This window comes from Bacillus sp. YBWC18, from assembly GCF_002998775.1.
In the GTDB taxonomy this organism is placed as follows: Bacteria; Bacillota; Bacilli; order Bacillales; family Bacillaceae; genus Bacillus.
The window spans coordinates 440064-457757 of record NZ_PVRI01000003.1 but is presented as its reverse complement, the minus strand read 5'-3'; the positions used below and the strand labels follow the sequence as shown (position 1 = coordinate 457757).

Sequence of the window (17694 nt, the reverse complement as noted above, 5' to 3'; positions counted from 1 at the left end):
TTCATTTGCGTATCATTGAAACTTTTTAAGATAAGAAAACGTCAATTAAGCGTTAGTGAAAAAAATGTCGCACTATATCCCGTTTTAAGGTATATTTGTTTTAGTTTGTAAGCAAAAAGAAGGACATCTTTACTATAAAAATCATAGCGAGGGTTTAAAATATATGGATCAATCAAGAACGAAACGCAAAGGAAAAAAGCGTTTAAAGCCATGGGTGAAAGTCACTCTGTTTATCATCGGTATTCTTTTACTGACAACCGCTTCTGTCACAGGCTATGCCTACTACAAAGTGACAAGCGCTGCCAAAAAAGCGCAAGTATCTCTGGATCGCGGTGCACAATCTGTGAAACGGATTGAAGCATTCGATCCCGGGAAAGACAGCTTTTCTGTCTTGCTGCTTGGCATTGACAGCAGACCGGGCGAAACAGTGAAACAGGCACGAAGCGACGCAATGGTCTTAGCAACAGTCAATCGTACAAATAAAACCGTAAAATTATTAAGCATTCCAAGGGACTCATATGTGAATATTCCAGGGCATGGCTATGACAAAATTACACATGCACACGCATTTGGCGGTGCAGATTTAACCTTAAGTACAGTCGAAGATTTACTAGATATTCCGGTTGATTTTGTGATCCAAAGTAATTTCAAAGCATTTAAAGAGATCGTCAATGAACTAAACGGAGTCTCTATTAACGTCAAGGATGAATATGTGGTCAAACAGGTTCTAAAAGATACAAAGGGCAAGGTACAGCTTCAAACAGGAACTCATACACTAGACGGTGATCAAGCTCTCGCATATGTGAGAACAAGAAAGGCAGATAGTGATTTAATGCGCGGACAGCGTCAAATGGAAGTATTAAAAGCCATTTTTGATAAATCAAAATCGTTAACGTCTATTCCGTCATATGACAATATCATTGATACACTTGGTGATAATGTCGCGACCAACCTTTCGATGAAAGAACTAGTCGGGCTGTTCCCGCTTCTGACGTCATTGAAATCGGTGGATACCATTCAGCTGAAAGGCTCTGATTACCAGCCAAACGGAGTTTATTATTACCAATTGGATCAAAACCAGCTAAACGAAGTGAAGACTGAATTGAAGAAGCAGCTTGAATTATCATAAACAGAAAGCGTCCCTAAGGGGCGCTTTCTGTTTGTTGACAAAGGGCTAAAATGGTTTTTATTTTAGCTCTTTGTCTTCTTTTCAGCGTGATTGAAAACCTTTGAATTCTAGGAAGGACGAGCACTGGCGCGGAGCGAATTTGACATTCGTGAGCACCAGCGCGCAGGACTGACAAAGAATGCAAGGGTTTGTCTACACGCTGAAAGCGTCCCTAAGGGGGCGCTTTTCTACTTGTTGACGATGATGTAGATTTTAACCCTTTGGCTTATTCCCTTGATCATTCGATCATTTTTGTTTAGCCTTGATAGAGAGGAACAAGCATCCCATTGCTCATGAGAATGAAGGAAATCGTACATACTTTAAAAAGGCTATTGCATGCATGAAGGAGGATTTGACAGCGATGAAAAAAATGATTGCGATTGATTTAGACGGTACACTTTTAAATACAAAAAGTGAAATATCTGCTCAAAACCGGGAGGCATTGATTCGTGCGAAGGAAGCGGGATATATTGTCACCATCTGTACAGGGCGGGCGACTTTTGATGTAAAGGAACTGCTTGGCGATTTGGACATCCCCATTATTGCAGCAAACGGCGGAACCGTTCATACCGAAGGATACGAACTTTTCAGCCGTATCACACTTGACCAAGAAGCAGGAAAACGAGCGGCTAAGGCATTAGTAGAACGAAACATTTACTTTGAGGTCTATACGGACGATGCGCTCCTCTCTCCTTTTGATGGAAAAGAGAAGCTGAAAGCAGAATTTGATGTGATCAAAAGTGCGAACCCAAATGAAGATGTAGCTGATTTATGGGAAGGAGCGATGACTCAATTCAAACAATTTGGCATCAAACCAGTAGATGATATTCGCCAGATTTTTGAGTCGAATGAAGCGACCTATAAATTACTCTGCTTCTCATTTGATATGAACAAACTACAGGAAGCACGAGATCTTCTCGCGGAAATGCCTGAGCTTTCATTGACCTCTTCTGGAAAACATATCATTGAGGTACTGCCAAAAGAGTCTGGGAAAGGACATGCTCTCAAAAAGCTCGCAGCTCATTATGGCGTAGACCGCTCACATATTTATGCGATTGGCGACAGCCCCAACGATCTATCCATGTTTGAGGAAGCAGGCCACCGCATTGCAATGGGGAATGCCGTAGATGTTATTAAAGAAAAGAGCACCTACATCACAAAAGGCAATCATGAAGACGGTGTTGCTTACTTTATTGATCTGCTTATACAAAATCAATTCCACGAAAAAAAGACGCTAGTCTGATCAGCGCCTAGAGAGAAGTCTAGAAGTCCGATACGAGCGTGGATCGGGCTTTTTCTTTATTTTTTGATTCTAACAGCCGTCTCATACTTATCCTTCCAGTACGTACTTGTTTTCATATTCGTAAGCACGACACCATTTGAGACGGTCACATGAATGACTTGATTTGACCCTGCATAAATCGCCGGCATCAATGACGTTCCACTAAAGAAAACGAGATCTCCCGGCTTCAGCTCCGAACGTTTCACAGGCGTACCTGTCTTGACTTGACCTGACGCATAGCGAGGCAGATCAATACCAAGCACTTCTCGATACACGTATTGTGTGAACCCTGCTGTGTCAAATCCCTCTTCTGGATTCGTCCCGCCTTTGACATAAGGGACTTCCCCAATATACGTTGCCGCTTTTGAGACAACCGGATCTTCTTTTGATAATTTCAGATCCGTTAATCGTTTCGCACCTGTCCATTTCTCGCGCCAATACGATTCAGACAAATAAGAAATCGTGACACTTTCCGAACGGCTCGCATGAATAAAACGATCGCCCCCAATATACATCCCTACATGAGAAATACCTGGCTTATATGTGTTGCTAAAAAAGACAAAATCCCCTGGACGTATATCCGCTAATGCCACTTTTTCTCCAACCATCCACTGCTGTTCAGCACTTCGAGGTAAATAAATCCCTAGTGATTTTTCAAATAAATATTGTAAAAAGCCTGAACAATCAAAGCCAACCTTAGGGTCTGCTGCACCAAATACATAAGGAATACCTAAATATTTCATCGCATCTTTCACAAGACGGTCATCAGAGATTTCCGGTGTACCGGGCAGTCGTTTGACTGCATAAAATCGGTCTGTCCAGTATTTGCTTTTGCTGACATCTGTTTTCACCACACCTTGACTGAGCGTGATGTGGATGACCTGATCGTTACCAGCGTACAACGCCACATGTGTCGGGATATCCTTTGTTTCTTCAAGGCTGCGGAAATATACAAGGTCACCGGGCTGCGCTTTGTCCCATGATACCTTTTTTCCAATCTGATATTGGTCGATCACCTTCCGCGGCAAATCAAATGCTCCTGATGTCTTGTACACATATTGAATCAATCCAGATGCGTCAAAGCCCGTTTTTGGATCGGTTCCTCCTTTATGATAAGGTGTTCCGATCAGCTTTTCCGCTTGCTCCAAAGGAGACGCTGTTTGAGCAGATACTTCTGATTGAGACATGAACATCAGCCCTACGAGCGCACACCCACCAATCAATATTTCTTTCCATTTCATGATCTTTCCCCTCCTTTCTTCTATAGTTTCGGCATGACACCTTTCATTTTACACCTTTTTTCGACAAAAAAGAGCACGCAATGCGCGCCCTCTATGCTCTTTAAAATTATTTACTTGCTTCCGTTTTTGACTGCTTTTGCTGTTCGATTTTCTGCATTTCAACCGAGATCTTTTGTTTTTCATGATCTGTGAGGCTGTCACTAAATTTAAAAGCAGACATAAAGACAAAGACTAAAATTAACGCAACAAACGGCCAGCTTGCTTTTAGGAATTTCATTTCTTCTCTTTCCCTCCGTTTTCTTTTAAGTGTTTAACTTTATCAGCGTGATCTACTTCAAAGAAAATGTGTCCGTCTTTTTCTTTCCAATCCGCATTCGTACCATTTGTCAGCATACGGATAATGGATTTTGATTCAAAAGATCCTGCTTTAACCGGAGCAGGTGTTGCTTCCTTGATGTACATTGGGACAACTTCAAATGTCGCTTTTCCATCTTCATTCAGATGATACTGAACAAGTGCAGAATCACGTGTTCTTGACCAGCCTTGGTCAAAAATAAAGTTCCCTAAGCTATAGAAGATCGCCGTGCCGTTATAGACTTCCATTGGCTCAAGAACGTGCGGATGAGCACCGATAATGATATCAGCACCAGCTTTTGACATCGCTCTTGCCAATTCTCTTTGTCTATCGTTTACCTCATTGTTGTACTCCTGTCCCCAGTGAGCATGAACAACGACGATATCTGCCTTTTCAGCAGCCTGCGAGATCATCGGAATAAAGATAGATGGATCGGCTGGCAAGATACCCGCCTGGCGATTCGTTGCTTTAAAATCTTTCCCATACACATCAGTAAAACCAAGTGTAGCGATTTTGACACCATTTACTTCTTTGTACGAAATGTTCTGCTTCGCATCCTGAAGGTTACGGCCTGCGCCTGTATAATCCATGCCAGCATGTTCAAAGGCATCAATCGTGTTGTTCAGCCCTTTTTCACCATAGTCTGCCGCATGGTTATTCGCAAAGTTTAATACAGAGAAATTCAAATCCTTCAATGCTTTGACAGAATCTTCGTCTGTTTTCAAATGAATATTCTTTTGTGCCGCTTGTTCTTTATCTGATGCGACTGGATGCTCAAAGTTACCAGTCACATAATCTGACACATCAAAATATGGCTTGGCGTAACGAAAGAGATGCTGTTTTCCATAACGGTCTGTTACTTTCTCTACGTTTCTTCCAAACATAATGTCACCGACAAACGAAGCGGTCAGGATGTTTTCTGGATTCTTTTGTACAGTTGGCACTTGTGCTTTCCCGATAAACGTAAATAGAAATGTACAAGCAATGACAATCGGTAAAGCAATCAGTACGTGTTTATTCGTCTTTTTCTTTTGGTTCTTTGTGATTTTCAGCAGCTTTTCCTGAAAGCTCAATTTTTTATTCATCATTGGACACACCTTATCTTAAAATAGATAGTAAACATACATGATGGCAAATGTTGCACCACTTAGAAGTAACGTGCTTCCAAGGGTAATCGTAAGACCCTGCTTTTGAATCGTATTTGCAATCAATCCAGGAACGATAATACCGATTCCGCGGAATTCTGCTATTTCAAATGGAACCACTGGATAGAAGAAATCAAATACAAGCTTTAAGGCGATCCCTGTAATTAGCATCGCAGCAAACTTTCTGCGTCCGTATAAAATCATAAATTTCGATAGACCAAAGCGAACGATGACATACGTAAGCAAGCTGACAGATAAGACGACTAAAATAAAGACTGGCTGGTTAAATACAAGCGCCAGATAACCTGGGACAACAAGTCCAGCTGGTACGATTCCTGTTTTTTCTGCAAAGATTAAACTAAGTAGAACACCTAAAATTAACGAGATATAAAGATCTGATCCGAACATTTTCTATATTTCCTCCTAGCTGACAAGCTGCTTAATTTTGTATTCTTGAATTTTTTCGATTAACGGTTCAGCGGCACCATGAATATTGCCGACTCCATAAACCACTCGATTATGAAGCTTTTTCTCAAGCATATTCATAATTTCTCCTGTAGATTGATATTCAAGGTTGTGTAAGTGGTCAGCCGGAATTTTCCCATCCTCATATGCCTTCACAATTGGATCTGTTGTTTCACCAATCAAGACAAGATCACTTGCTTCAATATAAGGAAGTACATCCTCCGCAAACTGGATCGTTCTATCTACACGATCCGCACGGCAGTTCATGATAATAATCGGTTCATCTGTTGGATATCCAATCTCTTTCACACGCTTCCAAATGTTCAATGTAGATGATGCGTCATTTGCCGCAAAACCATTTACAAAGTGTCCAGGTGTTTTCGCGTCCATTAATGGAAGAATTCTCATCGCTCCTGGATCAGGTGGCGCATTTAACATTCCTCTGAATGCCGTATCTTCATCAATTCCTAATGCCTGTGCAACACCAAGTGCAAGTGAGGCATTATCTGGGAAGACCATGTACTCAAATTTCCGTAAATACTCATCAGAAATCTTGGAATTATCTGCAACAATGACTTCTGTGTTGCGTTTTTTCGCAATCTCTTTAAAGAATTCCGTATATTCACTATCCGTAATAACCAAGTGTCCATTGTAAGGAATTGTCGCTGTAAAGGCTTCTGCTATTTCATCAAGTGTCGGCCCCATTACGTCCATATGATCTTCAAGAACGTTTACGATCACGCCAATATTCGCTTGAAGCAGCTCTTCCTGAAAGATAATTTGGTAATCTGGATTTACTGCCATACATTCACTGACGATGGCATTTGCTCCTCTTTCAACGGTTTCTCTCATAACTTCCTTCTGCTCACCGATATTTGGTCCTTGCGGTTTCCTTTTAATCGGTTTCTCCTCTGGCGTATCCCAATAAATCATTCTTGCATCTGTTCCCGTTGTTTTGCCGACAGTTTTATAACCTGCCTCCATTAAGATACCGGTTGTCAATCTTGTAACGGTAGACTTTCCGCGAATACCATTAATATTGACGCGCACCGGCAAGGCATCGATATTTTTCTGGTGACGCTTCTTTTCAATAAAGCCAATCCCTAACATGATGACACAGGCTATAACGATTAACCACATCGCTTATCTACATCTCCTTTTTTTATGAGTGTGATATGTAAATTCAATCAACAGTATATATGTTCAGCATAAAATCACAATCGGTATTATGTAACATAATCTTTCACTTCCTCGTATGCCAAATTCCTCTAATCAGAAGGCGGATTTGCCTAGCTCTTCTTTAAATGAAAAGGCCAAAAGGCGGACAAAAATTGGTATGAATTTCAGCTTCAATCAAGAGAAAGCGTTACCATCAAGCATCGGAAAATCTTTTGTCCTTTTCTCCCTAAATTTTTTGACAATTATTAAGATGTATTTTGAATCAATGTTTTAAAGCCCTTTAAACTCTATAACATCAGTCATATCAGCGCTTTAAATGAATAGTGCGTGTTTTGGAATGTTTTCGATTTTTGAAGGAACAGGTTAGAAAGTCATCCTCATCGGTCAGAATGCTACGCGTTGACCTATGACAAAGGTCACCTCTAAAAAAATCAAGTCATATGCTTATTTTCGGGTCACAAAAAATTGGGATAAGATGTAAACTATTGATCATTTCGGAATACCTGCTTTTTACGATATTCGCTCCTTATGACCTAAACAATGAAACATTATTCATTTGTTTTTATCAAGATTCATCATTTCTTAACATTTTTAATATGATTTTAGTTGAAAGTTGTCAATTCATGTCATGCTTTCCCCAAAGATGACGAATAAAATCAGCTTCTCCGCTTACACTAAGGTTAAAAAATCTGTGAGAGGAGGCTAAAGATGCCAAACAGCAATGAGCAAACACGGTTGCATTTTTTATCAGGCAGCTTCGAGGAAAAAATCCGGATTCTGAAAAAGACATTTCAGCAAAGCGGGGATTTTGAATACCGAGAGTTAATGGTGAATGAAACGAAATCTGTCCTGTTTTTTATTAAAACAAGAGTAGATGAAGGCAAATTAAATGATTTCATAATCGGCAACTTGTTAGGACCTCCTGGAAAGCAGGAATATACGAAATCTCTCAGTACACTCGAAACTGGTGACTTGACGCTGATTACAGACAGTATTATTGCTGGAAGCATTGCGTTTCTTGATGAAAATTCCTCACAGATCAAATTGTTTTCTGTCGGTCAGCCGCCGCTGCGCTCTATTTCTGAACCTTCATCTGAAAGTATTATTGCTGGAGCACATGACGGATTTGTTGAAAGTCTTGATACCAACATCTACTTACTGCGTTCGCATTTAAATGATCGAAAGCTCGCCATTCAGTATCATAAGATTGGTACAAAATCTGAAACAAAGCTTGCGACTGTTTATATATCTGATATCGCTAATCAAGAAAAGGTAGAAGAGGTAAACAAACGGATTTCTTCTATTAAAGTAGACACGCTGCTAAGTCCTGGCTCTATTGTTGAGGCGATTGAGGATGATTCATTTTCTATTTTCCCGCAGCTTATTGATACAGAACGCCCTGATAAGGTGAGATCTGCAATCCTTGAAGGGCGAATTGTGGTGATGATGGATGGCAGTCCGATGGCCATCATTCTTCCTGTCACCTTCTTTAGCTTCTTTCAATCACCTGATGATTATAATAGCCGCTGGATTCCGGCTACGTTTATCCGTGTTCTCCGCTATCTTGCCTGTATCATCGCAGTCATTTTGCCATCTTTTTATATCGCTGTCATTGGCTTTCATTATGAGGTCGTCCCAGATGAATTAGCCATAACGATGAAAAATTCAATTATCGGTATCCCATTTCCTCCTTTGATAGAAGCGATGCTAATGGAAATCACCATTGAACTCATTCGTGAGGCAGGGGTGCGTCTACCTAGACCAATTGGTCAAACCATTGGTATCGTAGGTGGTTTGGTCATTGGGGATGCTGTTGTACAAGCAGGACTCATCTCAAATGTTCTTGTCATCGTGGTCGCCGTGACCGCTGTCGCTTCCTTTGTCCTTCCATCATTTGAAATGACGGCCACCATTAGGATGCTGCGTTTCCCGCTCATGTTCATGGCATCAATGTTTGGTTTTATTGGCATTTCATTTGGATTATCCATCATTCTCATGAATTTATGCCGCCTTGAATCACTAGGGGTACCATACTTATCACCTGTTACTCCATTTAACTGGCAGGATTTAAAAGATACTGTAATTCGCCTCCCAATGTGGATGTACAAAAATCGCCCTGTTTATTTAAATCCGCAAAAGAAAAAGCAAATTGAACATTTGAGAGGATGGAAAAAGAAAAATGAAAAATAAAATATCTCCACCTCAAGCTGTCTTTTTTCTCATTCAATCTCAAATTGGTGTCGGTATTTTATCGCTCCCCCACTTTTTGATGAAAGACATGGGACACGATGGCTGGATGGCGATCATTGTCGCCTGTTTTTTTATCCAAATCATCAATACAATTTTCATTTACATCATTCATAAATATCCAGAAACATCATTCTTCCAAGCATTAATTGATGTATTTGGTCAATGGATTGGGAAATTACTGATTGCACTGTATATACTGTATTTTGCCTCCGTCTGTATTGTCGTTTTATCCATTTTCACCAGAATTATTGGTATGTGGGTTCTGCCGCTGACGCCAAACTGGGTCATCAATCTATTACTCATTACTTCCATTGTTTATATTGCGAAGGAGCAAATTACAGCCATTGTCAGGTTTAACTTTATCTTAACTCCCCTTCTCCTTTTGCTTTCCTTGCTGATGTTCTATTCATTAAAAGGGACCAATATCGATTATCTGATGCCTTTTTTTCAAACAGACATTTCTCAGTTTCAGCTTGGGCTGAAGGACGTCGTCCTATCGATGAATGGATTTGAGATGATCCTTATTCTTTCTCCCTTTATGAAAGGCACGATTAAGGAACGGTATAAAATCATGACCATTTCAAATATATGCACGACGCTTTACTACCTATTTATTACATTGATTTGTTTTATGTTTTTTAGTCCAATTGAGCTTGATGTGATTCCCAACCCTGTTCTTTACTTATTAAAAACCATTTCCTTCGGTATCATTGAGCGGACAGATTTAATTTTTCTTAGCTTCTGGGTGTTTATTATTCTTGCCACATTGAGTAACTATCTGTACTTTTGTGCAAATGGCATTTCCAGTTTACTGAAGAAAAAGGATCACAAAAAATATGTTTATTGTTTCGCCATTCTGATATATGCGTCTAGCTGTTTTTTGGCAGTCGATAACTTTCGCATTCAGCGTTTCAATGATTTTACAACGATTGCTCAGTATTCGTTCATTTACACACTTCCAGCATTCATGGCGATCGTTATCTTTATCAAACAACGTAAAAAGAAGGTGAAATCACATGCGTCATAAATATGTCCTGACTCTCCTCATGTGCGTGTCTCTCACCATGATGCCTGGCTGCTGGGATCAAAACCTATTAAAAAACATCTCCCTTGTCCTTACTTCCGCCATTGATCAAGGGGAAGATGATAACGCAAAAGTATCGATTACCTACCGAAAAGTACAACAGTCTCAAAGTGTGCAGCAAGGAAGTTCAGGTACTTATTCAACCACTGTATTGACAACCAATGCTCCAACTTTACGTAAAGCGGGAACAGACTTCGGCCGAATGGTTGACCAAAAGATTGATATGTCAAAAATGAGGATTTTACTGATCGGTGATGAATTCTCTCAAAATCAACTTCTTCCCTACTTAGACATGTTCTATCGCGATCCGAAAAGTCCTTTGCTTGCCAATTTAGCCGTTGTGAAAGGCGGTTCAAGTATTGATGTCATCAACAAATTACTAAAAGAACAGCTCATTGTCAGTGACTATTTAAACAATCTCATTACAACTGCCTCAAGAGGTTCACAAGTGACCGCTGGAAATATTCAAAGCATACGCTCAAAGATGCTCCAAACAGGAGAAGACTTTACCCTGCCTTTAATTGTATTTGATCAGTCTAAACAACTAATCAAAGTAGCAGGTGTGGCTTTATTCGATAATGAGAAAAAAACAGGTGAGCTTTATGGTCAAGATGCCATGCTTCTCAATCTCATGAATAATAAAATCGGGAAATATGCAAATTTCACTAAAAAGATCAGAAATGATATGGAGTTGAAGGGAAATAACTATATTACCATCCAAGTCACCGACTTAAAACGAGATATTCGTATTCTCAATTCTGATCATCGCAACGTGACAATTGGGCTAGATTTCGAATTCAAAACAGCTGTCGTTGAATATCCGAAAGACAATTTAGATAGTACGAAAAAGATCGATGAACTAAACAAACGATTATCAGCTATTTTCACAAAGGAAGCAGAAAAAGTAATCTCTGTTTTGCAGAAATCAAACTCCGACGTGTTAAGTCTTGGAAGAAAGTATCGCGTTAAAAATTATGATGAATATGTAAAAATGAATTGGAAAACTGATTATCCAAATGTAAAAATCATCCCAAAAATCAAAGTGAATATTACAGAAACAGGGATTACTAGTTAATAAAAGGAAGATAGCATCTTTCTTTTATTTTTTTATTTTTTTAAGATTGTCATTTTAATGCTTTCATGATAATCTATCTGTGTAAACGGTTACACATTCACGAAGGGAGGCACTCCATTGGCTACAATTAAAGATGTTGCAAAAGCTGCACAAGTGTCTGTTGCCACTGTTTCACGCGTGCTTAACGATACTGGATATGTCCATACAGATACGAAAACCCGCGTGACACAAGCGATGCAGGAGCTGAACTACTTTCCCAATGAAGTGGCTAGATCCCTTTTCAAAAGAGAATCACGCTTAATCGGTTTGATTTTACCTGATATTACGAATCCCTTCTTCCCTCAGCTCGCTAGAGGCGTTGAGGACGAAATTCATGCGCATGGTTTTCGGTTATTATTCGGAAACAGTGATGAAGATCGAGAGAAGGAAATGGCCTATTTACAAACCTTTAAACAAAATCAAGTGGTCGGTGTCATCGCTGTCACAAACGAACCTGAATCAGATATATACAATGATAATGAATTACCGGTTGTGTTCTTAGATCGAACCGTTCCACATGCACCTTCTGTGTTTGCAGATGCTGCAGCTGGCGGGAAAATGGCCGCGATGGAATTAATCAGGCGCGGCAGCCGGCAGATCACACTGCTGAAAGGACCTGCCCACCTTCAAACAGCGAGGCAGCGATTCAAAGGTGCACTCGATGTACTAACCGAAAAAGGCGTCGACTTCCATGTGATGTCTAATGCTTCATTTTCCTTTCAAGAAGCCCGTAAGAGTGCCAAGGCTCTTTTCCAGCTGTACCCTGAAACAGATGGCATCATTGCCAGCAATGACATCGTCGCAACAGCGGTCATACACGAAGCGCTTCGGATCGGAAAAGCCATTCCAGATGATGTTCAAATCATTGGGTTTGATGATATTCCGCAAAGCGAGCTGCTCTTCCCTTCCTTATCTACGATTAGGCAGCCTGCCTATGAGATGGGAAAAGAAGCGGCACAGCTGTTAATCAAAGCGATTCAGAAACAACCTATAGATCAACCAGTTATCCAAATGCCCGTCTCTTTTATTGAACGAGAGACCACAAGAAAGGTGGATTCACAATGAGTCATATTGTCGTAGTAGGAAGCTGTTCTATGGATTTAGTCGTCACATCGGATAAACGGCCAAATGCCGGTGAAACGGTGTTAGGCGAATCATTTAAAACCGTCCCAGGGGGAAAAGGCGCCAATCAAGCAGTCGCAAGTGCCAGACTCGGTGCAGATGTATACATGGTCGGCCGGGTCGGTGATGACGCTTATGGTCAGGATATTGTCAGCAATCTACAAGATCAAGGGGTCCGCACCCCATATATGAAACCGGTTACCGAAATGGAAAGCGGCACCGCTCATATCATTTTAGCAGAAGGTGATAACAGCATTGTCGTGGTCAAAGGAGCAAATGACGAGGTCACTCCTGACTATGTTAGAGAGGCAATTTCTACAATAGATGATATTGGGATAGTTCTCATTCAGCAGGAAATACCTGAAGAAACAGTCGAAGCTGTCTGCGCCATTTGCAGCGACAAAGAAATCCCTGTGATTTTAAACCCTGCACCTGCCCGCAAAGTATCGCAGCAGGTTTTAGACCAGGCTGCCTATATTACACCGAATGAGCACGAAGCTGTTCTCATGTTTGATGGACTCCCAATTGAAGACGCCTTGCGTCAATACCCTAACAAATTACTCATCACAGAAGGGAAAAATGGGGTTCGATTTTTTGACGGATTGAAAGAAGTGCTAGTTCCAGGCTTTCCTGTTGAAGCAGTTGATACAACAGGAGCAGGCGATACCTTTAACGGAGCCTTGGCTGTAGCCTTAACAGAGGGCAAATCTCTCTATGACGCACTTGCCTATGCCAACCTTGCAGCATCAATGTCTGTCACAAAGTTCGGTGCACAAGGCGGCATGCCAACAAGAGAAGAACTGGAGAAAAAGAAATGAAAAAAAACGGCATCTTAAACAGTCATATCGCCAAGGTACTTGCTGACCTTGGTCATACAGATACAATCGTCATCGCAGACTGCGGTCTTCCTATTCCAGAAGGTCCAGTCAAAATCGACCTGGCGTTATCAATCGGCACACCGTCCTTTCAGGAGGTCACCTCCCTCCTTCTTCAGGAAATGGCGGTTGAACACATTACTGTGGCTAGTGAAATCAAAGAAGCCAATGAACGAGATCATCTATTTCTAAAGAAAGCGTTCTCACAGCCATTACATGATGTAGACCACGAGACGTTCAAAAACATGACCAAACAGGCAAAAGCAGTCATTCGCACGGGTGAAGCCACCCCATACGCAAACTGCATTCTTCATGCCGGTGTCATCTTTTAAAAGGAGGAGCCAGATATGAACATTGAGATGCATAACATCCATAAGGCCTTTGGAAAAAACACCGTTCTTTCCGGGGTCTCCTTTGACCTCGTCACAGGTGAGGTCCACGCGCTCATGGGCGAAAATGGCGCGGGAAAATCAACTTTAATGAACCTGCTCACAGGTCTTTATTCATTAGATCAAGGAACGATTCAAATCGACGGAAAAGAAACCGCTTTCAAAAATCCGAAGGAAGCGGAACAACACGGCATCGCCTTTATTCATCAGGAGCTCAACATATGGCCGGATATGACCGTCTTGGAAAACCTATTCATCGGGAAAGAAATCTATACGAAGTTTGGATTGCTAGACACAAAGAAAATGAAGGTTCTTGCCCAAAGCCAGCTGGACCGATTGTCTGTGAACCTCTCGCTTGATCAAGAGGCAGGCAGCTGCTCTGTTGGACAAAAACAGATGATTGAGATTGCAAAGGCATTAATGACTGATGCGAAGGTGATCATCATGGATGAGCCAACAGCAGCTCTAACAGACCGTGAGATTGAAAAGCTCTTTCAGGTCATTGAATCTCTCAAAAAAGAAGGCGTATCCATTGTCTATATTTCTCACCGTATGGAGGAAATCTTTGCGATCTGTGACCGGATTACCATCATGCGCGATGGGAAAACAGTCGATACGAAAGCCATACCTGAAACGAATTTCCATGAGGTCGTCAAAAAAATGGTCGGCCGCGAATTAACAGATCGATACCCTGAGAGATCGCCTTCTCTAGGAGATATTGTCCTTGAGGTGAAGCAAGCGACAAGAAAAGGACAATTTCATGATATCAGTTTCTCAGTCAAAGCTGGAGAAATCGTCGGTGTTGCAGGCTTAATGGGCGCTGGCAGAACCGAAATGATGCGGTCGCTGTTTGGTCTTGATCCTCTTGATCAAGGTGAAATCTGGGTCCATGGGAAAAAGGCTGTCATTAAAAAACCAAGTGATGCCGTCAAGCTCGGCATCGGCTTTATCACAGAGGATCGCAAAGATGAAGGACTCATGCTGGATGCATCCATCCGAGAAAACATTGGTCTGCCAAACTTAGAAAGCTTCTCTCCAAAAGGACTGATTGATAAGAAAAACGAACAGGATTTTGTCGACCTGCTCATCAAAAGACTGACGATTAAAACGGCTTCCTCTGAAATCTCTGCTCGAAGTCTCTCTGGTGGAAATCAACAAAAAGTCGTCATCGCCAAATGGATCGGCATCCAGCCGAAGGTCTTAATTTTAGATGAACCGACAAGAGGTGTCGATGTCGGAGCGAAACGAGAAATCTACCAGTTAATGAATGAACTGACTGATCGAGGTGTTGCCATTTTAATGGTCTCCTCTGAGCTCCCAGAAATTCTAGGGATGAGCGATCGAGTGCTTGTCATTCATGAAGGAACCATCAGCGGAGAATTAAATAAAGCAGACGCAACACAAGAACGAATTATGACACTAGCTACAGGAGGGAAGTAACATGAAACCACTTACTTCAAATGGACGATTTGACAACATCATGCAAAAGCTTGGGCCATTCTTAGGTCTCATCATCCTTGTCGCCATTGTTTCTATTTTAAACCCAGCCTTTTTAGAGCCATTAAACATCTTAAACTTACTGAGACAAATCTCCATTAATGCCCTCATTGCCTTTGGAATGACGTTTGTTATTTTAACCGGAGGAATTGATTTGTCTGTCGGTGCCATTTTAGCACTTTCTAGTGCGCTGACTGCCGGATTTATCGTGTCTGGTATGGACCCGATTTTAGCTATTATCGTTGGCAGTATCATCGGCGCTATTCTTGGGATGGTCAACGGTCTTTTAATCACAAAAGGAAAAATGGCTCCTTTTATCGCAACACTTGCCACGATGACGATTTTTAGAGGGTTAACACTTGTTTATACAGACGGAAACCCGATTACAGGACTCGGCTCGAACTACGCCTTTCAGTTATTCGGCCGCGGGTATTTCTTAGGCATTCCTGTTCCAGCAATCACAATGCTTCTCACCTTTATCGTACTTTGGGTGCTTCTTCATAAAACACCTTTCGGCAGAAGAACGTATGCCATCGGCGGAAATGAAAAAGCTGCGCTTATTTCAGGAATCAAAGTACCACGCGTAAAAATTATGATCTATTCATTGGCAGGTTTCATGTCTGCTTTAGCGGGTGCCATTTTGACTTCTCGCCTAAACTCAGCTCAGCCAACAGCTGGCACATCCTATGAGCTTGATGCGATTGCTGCTGTTGTACTTGGCGGGACAAGCCTGTCTGGCGGAAGAGGGCGAATTGTCGGCACACTGATCGGGGTGCTCATCATCGGTGTCCTGAACAATGGTATGAACTTACTTGGTGTATCATCATTCTATCAATCTGTTGTGAAAGGGATTGTCATCTTGATTGCAGTCCTACTAGACAGAAAGAAATCTGCTTAAGGAGGCAGCTGCTATGAAAAAATATCTCGTTCTCATTCTGACTCTCTCATTATTCATGCTTTCTGCCTGCTCGCTAGAACCGCCAGAGTGGGCCAAATCAACAAAAGATGGGAAGAAAAAAGACATCAAAATCGGGCTCTCGATCTCGACCTTAAACAACCCATTCTTCGTTTCTCTCAAAAACGGTGTGACGAAAGAAGCGAAAAAGCTCGGCATCGAAGTGGTCATTGCAGATGCACAAAATGATTCAGCGAAACAAACAAGTGACGTAGAAGATTTAATTCAGCAAGGAGTCGACGCATTACTCATCAACCCAGCGGATTCATCTGCCATATCAACTGCTGTTGAATCAGCAAATGCTTCTGATATTCCTGTCATCACATTAGACCGCTCAGCTGAAAGCGGAAAAGTAGAAGCACTTGTTGCCTCAGATAACGTCAAAGGCGGCGAAATGGCAGCCAACTTTATCATCGACAAGGTCGGTAAAGGAGCAAAAGTCGCTGAATTAGAAGGTGTACCAGGCGCTTCTGCTACACGTGAGCGCGGAAAAGGATTCCATCAAATAGCAGATAAAGATCTAAAAGTGACAGCCAAACAAGCGGCTGACTTCGACCGGACAAAAGGACTCAACGTCATGGAAAACCTACTTCAAGGAAACCCTGACATCAAAGCCGTTTTTGCCCACAATGATGAAATGGCACTTGGCGCTCTAGAAGCAATTCAAAGCTCTGGAAAAGACATTCTCGTCGTTGGCTTTGATGGAAACGAAGATGCACTCAACTCGATCAAAGCAGGAAAACTATCTGCCACAGTCGCCCAGCAGCCAAAGCTGATCGGAAAAATGGCAGTCGGCGCTGCAAACGACGTCCTAAAAGGGAAAAAAGTAGAAAAGAACATCGCAGCTCCACTGAAACTAGAACAGAAAAAATAAACACAAAACCCCCGATTTCCCTCGGGGGTTTTTCCTATTATTCTGGTCTTTTCAGCACAAATGACGTCCCTAAATGGGCATAATCATTTCCCGCTAAACGTGCGATTGGCTTCAATTCATGAGAAGAAACATATCCTTTTTCCGCATCATAAACAGCCTCATCTAAATGCGCACACACAACCCGGCCAATGATATGATCGACTGTGATCTCCCCTTCATCATTTTGAAAGGTCAGATGTTTTTCCAGCTGACATTCAAAGCGAATGCGTGCTTCCTTGATTCCCGGCACTGAGACCACACTGCTCTTCACTTGATGAAGACCGGTGCGATTCAGCTCACTCTCTTCCTCTGGCAAAGTAGCAGCTGTTTCATTAATATCTTCAATCATCGCTTCATCACTCACATGGACAACAAATTCTTCCCTGTCGATGATATGTTTTGCTGTATCTTTCATCTCTCCTTGACGCCGTCCGATGGAAACTGCGATGAGCGGCGGATGTCCGCTGATGACATTAAAGAAACTAAATGGTGCGGCATTGACAACATCGTCTTTAGACAGACTTGTAATAAACGCAATCGGTCTTGGAACTATAGAGCCAGATAATAATTTATATGCTTCTTTTCGTGACAGCTGATCCATTTGCAACGTAATCAATTCAGACACGCCTCCTTTTAGTGTAACGACATCATACCATACCC

At 41.7% G+C, this 17694-nt stretch carries 17 protein-coding genes; 11 read left to right on the top strand and 6 right to left on the bottom strand.

The window, feature by feature from the left end:
- The first annotated feature begins 163 nt into the window (after positions 1 to 163).
- Both C6348_RS11795 and C6348_RS11790 read left to right on the top strand, forming a co-directional pair.
- Positions 164 to 1129: an LCP family protein gene (locus tag C6348_RS11795; protein ID WP_106043181.1), complete on the top strand. Its 966-nt coding sequence runs from the start codon at positions 164 to 166 to the stop codon at positions 1127 to 1129.
- Between the two features lie 400 nt (positions 1130 to 1529).
- Entirely contained in the window at positions 1530 to 2411 is an 882-nt protein-coding gene (locus tag C6348_RS11790) for a Cof-type HAD-IIB family hydrolase (protein WP_106038996.1), read from the top strand.
- Between the two features lie 56 nt (positions 2412 to 2467).
- On the opposite strand, the gene C6348_RS11785 is transcribed toward C6348_RS11790, so the two are convergent.
- The 5 genes from C6348_RS11785 to pgsB form a co-directional block, all read right to left on the bottom strand.
- Complete coding sequence (locus C6348_RS11785) at positions 2468 to 3691, bottom strand: C40 family peptidase (RefSeq protein ID WP_106038995.1); 1224 nt, start codon at positions 3689 to 3691, stop codon at positions 2468 to 2470.
- A 106-nt stretch (positions 3692 to 3797) separates the two neighbouring features.
- The gene (edmS, locus tag C6348_RS18900; protein ID WP_003213661.1) at positions 3798 to 3968 is read right to left on the bottom strand and encodes an extrachromosomal elements maintenance protein EdmS; all 171 of its coding nucleotides are present in this window, start codon (positions 3966 to 3968) and stop codon (positions 3798 to 3800) included.
- Positions 3965 to 5131 (bottom strand): CapA family protein, encoded by a 1167-nt coding sequence (locus C6348_RS11780; RefSeq protein WP_034660209.1) that lies wholly within the window; start codon positions 5129 to 5131, stop codon positions 3965 to 3967. The genes edmS and C6348_RS11780 overlap by 4 nt, the downstream gene beginning before the upstream one ends.
- Positions 5132 to 5149: 18 nt before the next feature.
- Positions 5150 to 5599, bottom strand: a complete 450-nt coding sequence (gene pgsC / locus C6348_RS11775; RefSeq protein ID WP_012011488.1) for a poly-gamma-glutamate biosynthesis protein PgsC — start codon at positions 5597 to 5599, stop codon at positions 5150 to 5152.
- A 15-nt stretch (positions 5600 to 5614) separates the two neighbouring features.
- The gene (pgsB, locus tag C6348_RS11770; RefSeq protein ID WP_106043177.1) at positions 5615 to 6796 is read right to left on the bottom strand and encodes a poly-gamma-glutamate synthase PgsB; all 1182 of its coding nucleotides are present in this window, start codon (positions 6794 to 6796) and stop codon (positions 5615 to 5617) included.
- A gap of 747 nt (positions 6797 to 7543) precedes the next feature.
- Here pgsB and C6348_RS11765 point away from each other — a divergent pair.
- From C6348_RS11765 to rbsB, 9 genes are all read left to right on the top strand, one after another.
- Positions 7544 to 9025, top strand: coding sequence for a spore germination protein (locus C6348_RS11765; RefSeq protein ID WP_066031637.1), 1482 nt, complete (start codon positions 7544 to 7546; stop codon positions 9023 to 9025).
- Positions 9015 to 10112 carry a GerAB/ArcD/ProY family transporter gene (locus C6348_RS11760; protein ID WP_060597449.1) on the top strand — a complete coding sequence of 366 codons (1098 nt, stop codon included), beginning with the start codon at positions 9015 to 9017 and terminating at the stop codon, positions 10110 to 10112. The genes C6348_RS11765 and C6348_RS11760 overlap by 11 nt, the downstream gene beginning before the upstream one ends.
- On the top strand, positions 10102 to 11244 hold the full coding sequence (locus C6348_RS11755) for a Ger(x)C family spore germination protein (protein ID WP_106038992.1): 1143 nt from the start codon (positions 10102 to 10104) through the stop codon (positions 11242 to 11244). Before C6348_RS11760 ends, C6348_RS11755 begins: the two co-directional genes overlap by 11 nt.
- Positions 11245 to 11361: 117 nt before the next feature.
- Entirely contained in the window at positions 11362 to 12348 is a 987-nt protein-coding gene (locus C6348_RS11750; protein WP_106038991.1) for a LacI family DNA-binding transcriptional regulator, read from the top strand.
- Entirely contained in the window at positions 12345 to 13223 is an 879-nt protein-coding gene (gene rbsK, locus C6348_RS11745; protein ID WP_106043175.1) for a ribokinase, read from the top strand. Before C6348_RS11750 ends, rbsK begins: the two co-directional genes overlap by 4 nt.
- Positions 13220 to 13612, top strand: coding sequence for a D-ribose pyranase (rbsD, locus tag C6348_RS11740; protein ID WP_060597455.1), 393 nt, complete (start codon positions 13220 to 13222; stop codon positions 13610 to 13612). Before rbsK ends, rbsD begins: the two co-directional genes overlap by 4 nt.
- Before the next feature lie 15 nt (positions 13613 to 13627).
- Positions 13628 to 15109 carry a sugar ABC transporter ATP-binding protein gene (locus C6348_RS11735; RefSeq protein WP_106043173.1) on the top strand — a complete coding sequence of 494 codons (1482 nt, stop codon included), beginning with the start codon at positions 13628 to 13630 and terminating at the stop codon, positions 15107 to 15109.
- Between the two features lies 1 nt (position 15110).
- The gene (rbsC, locus tag C6348_RS11730) at positions 15111 to 16064 is read left to right on the top strand and encodes a ribose ABC transporter permease RbsC (protein WP_012011497.1); all 954 of its coding nucleotides are present in this window, start codon (positions 15111 to 15113) and stop codon (positions 16062 to 16064) included.
- 13 nt (positions 16065 to 16077) lie between these two features.
- Positions 16078 to 16995: a ribose ABC transporter substrate-binding protein RbsB gene (gene rbsB, locus C6348_RS11725; RefSeq protein ID WP_106043171.1), complete on the top strand. Its 918-nt coding sequence runs from the start codon at positions 16078 to 16080 to the stop codon at positions 16993 to 16995.
- Between the two features lie 37 nt (positions 16996 to 17032).
- Here the strand turns inward: rbsB and C6348_RS11720 are convergent, their stop codons facing one another.
- The gene (locus C6348_RS11720; RefSeq protein ID WP_106043169.1) at positions 17033 to 17650 is read right to left on the bottom strand and encodes a flavin reductase family protein; all 618 of its coding nucleotides are present in this window, start codon (positions 17648 to 17650) and stop codon (positions 17033 to 17035) included.
- Positions 17651 to 17694 lie beyond the last annotated feature (44 nt).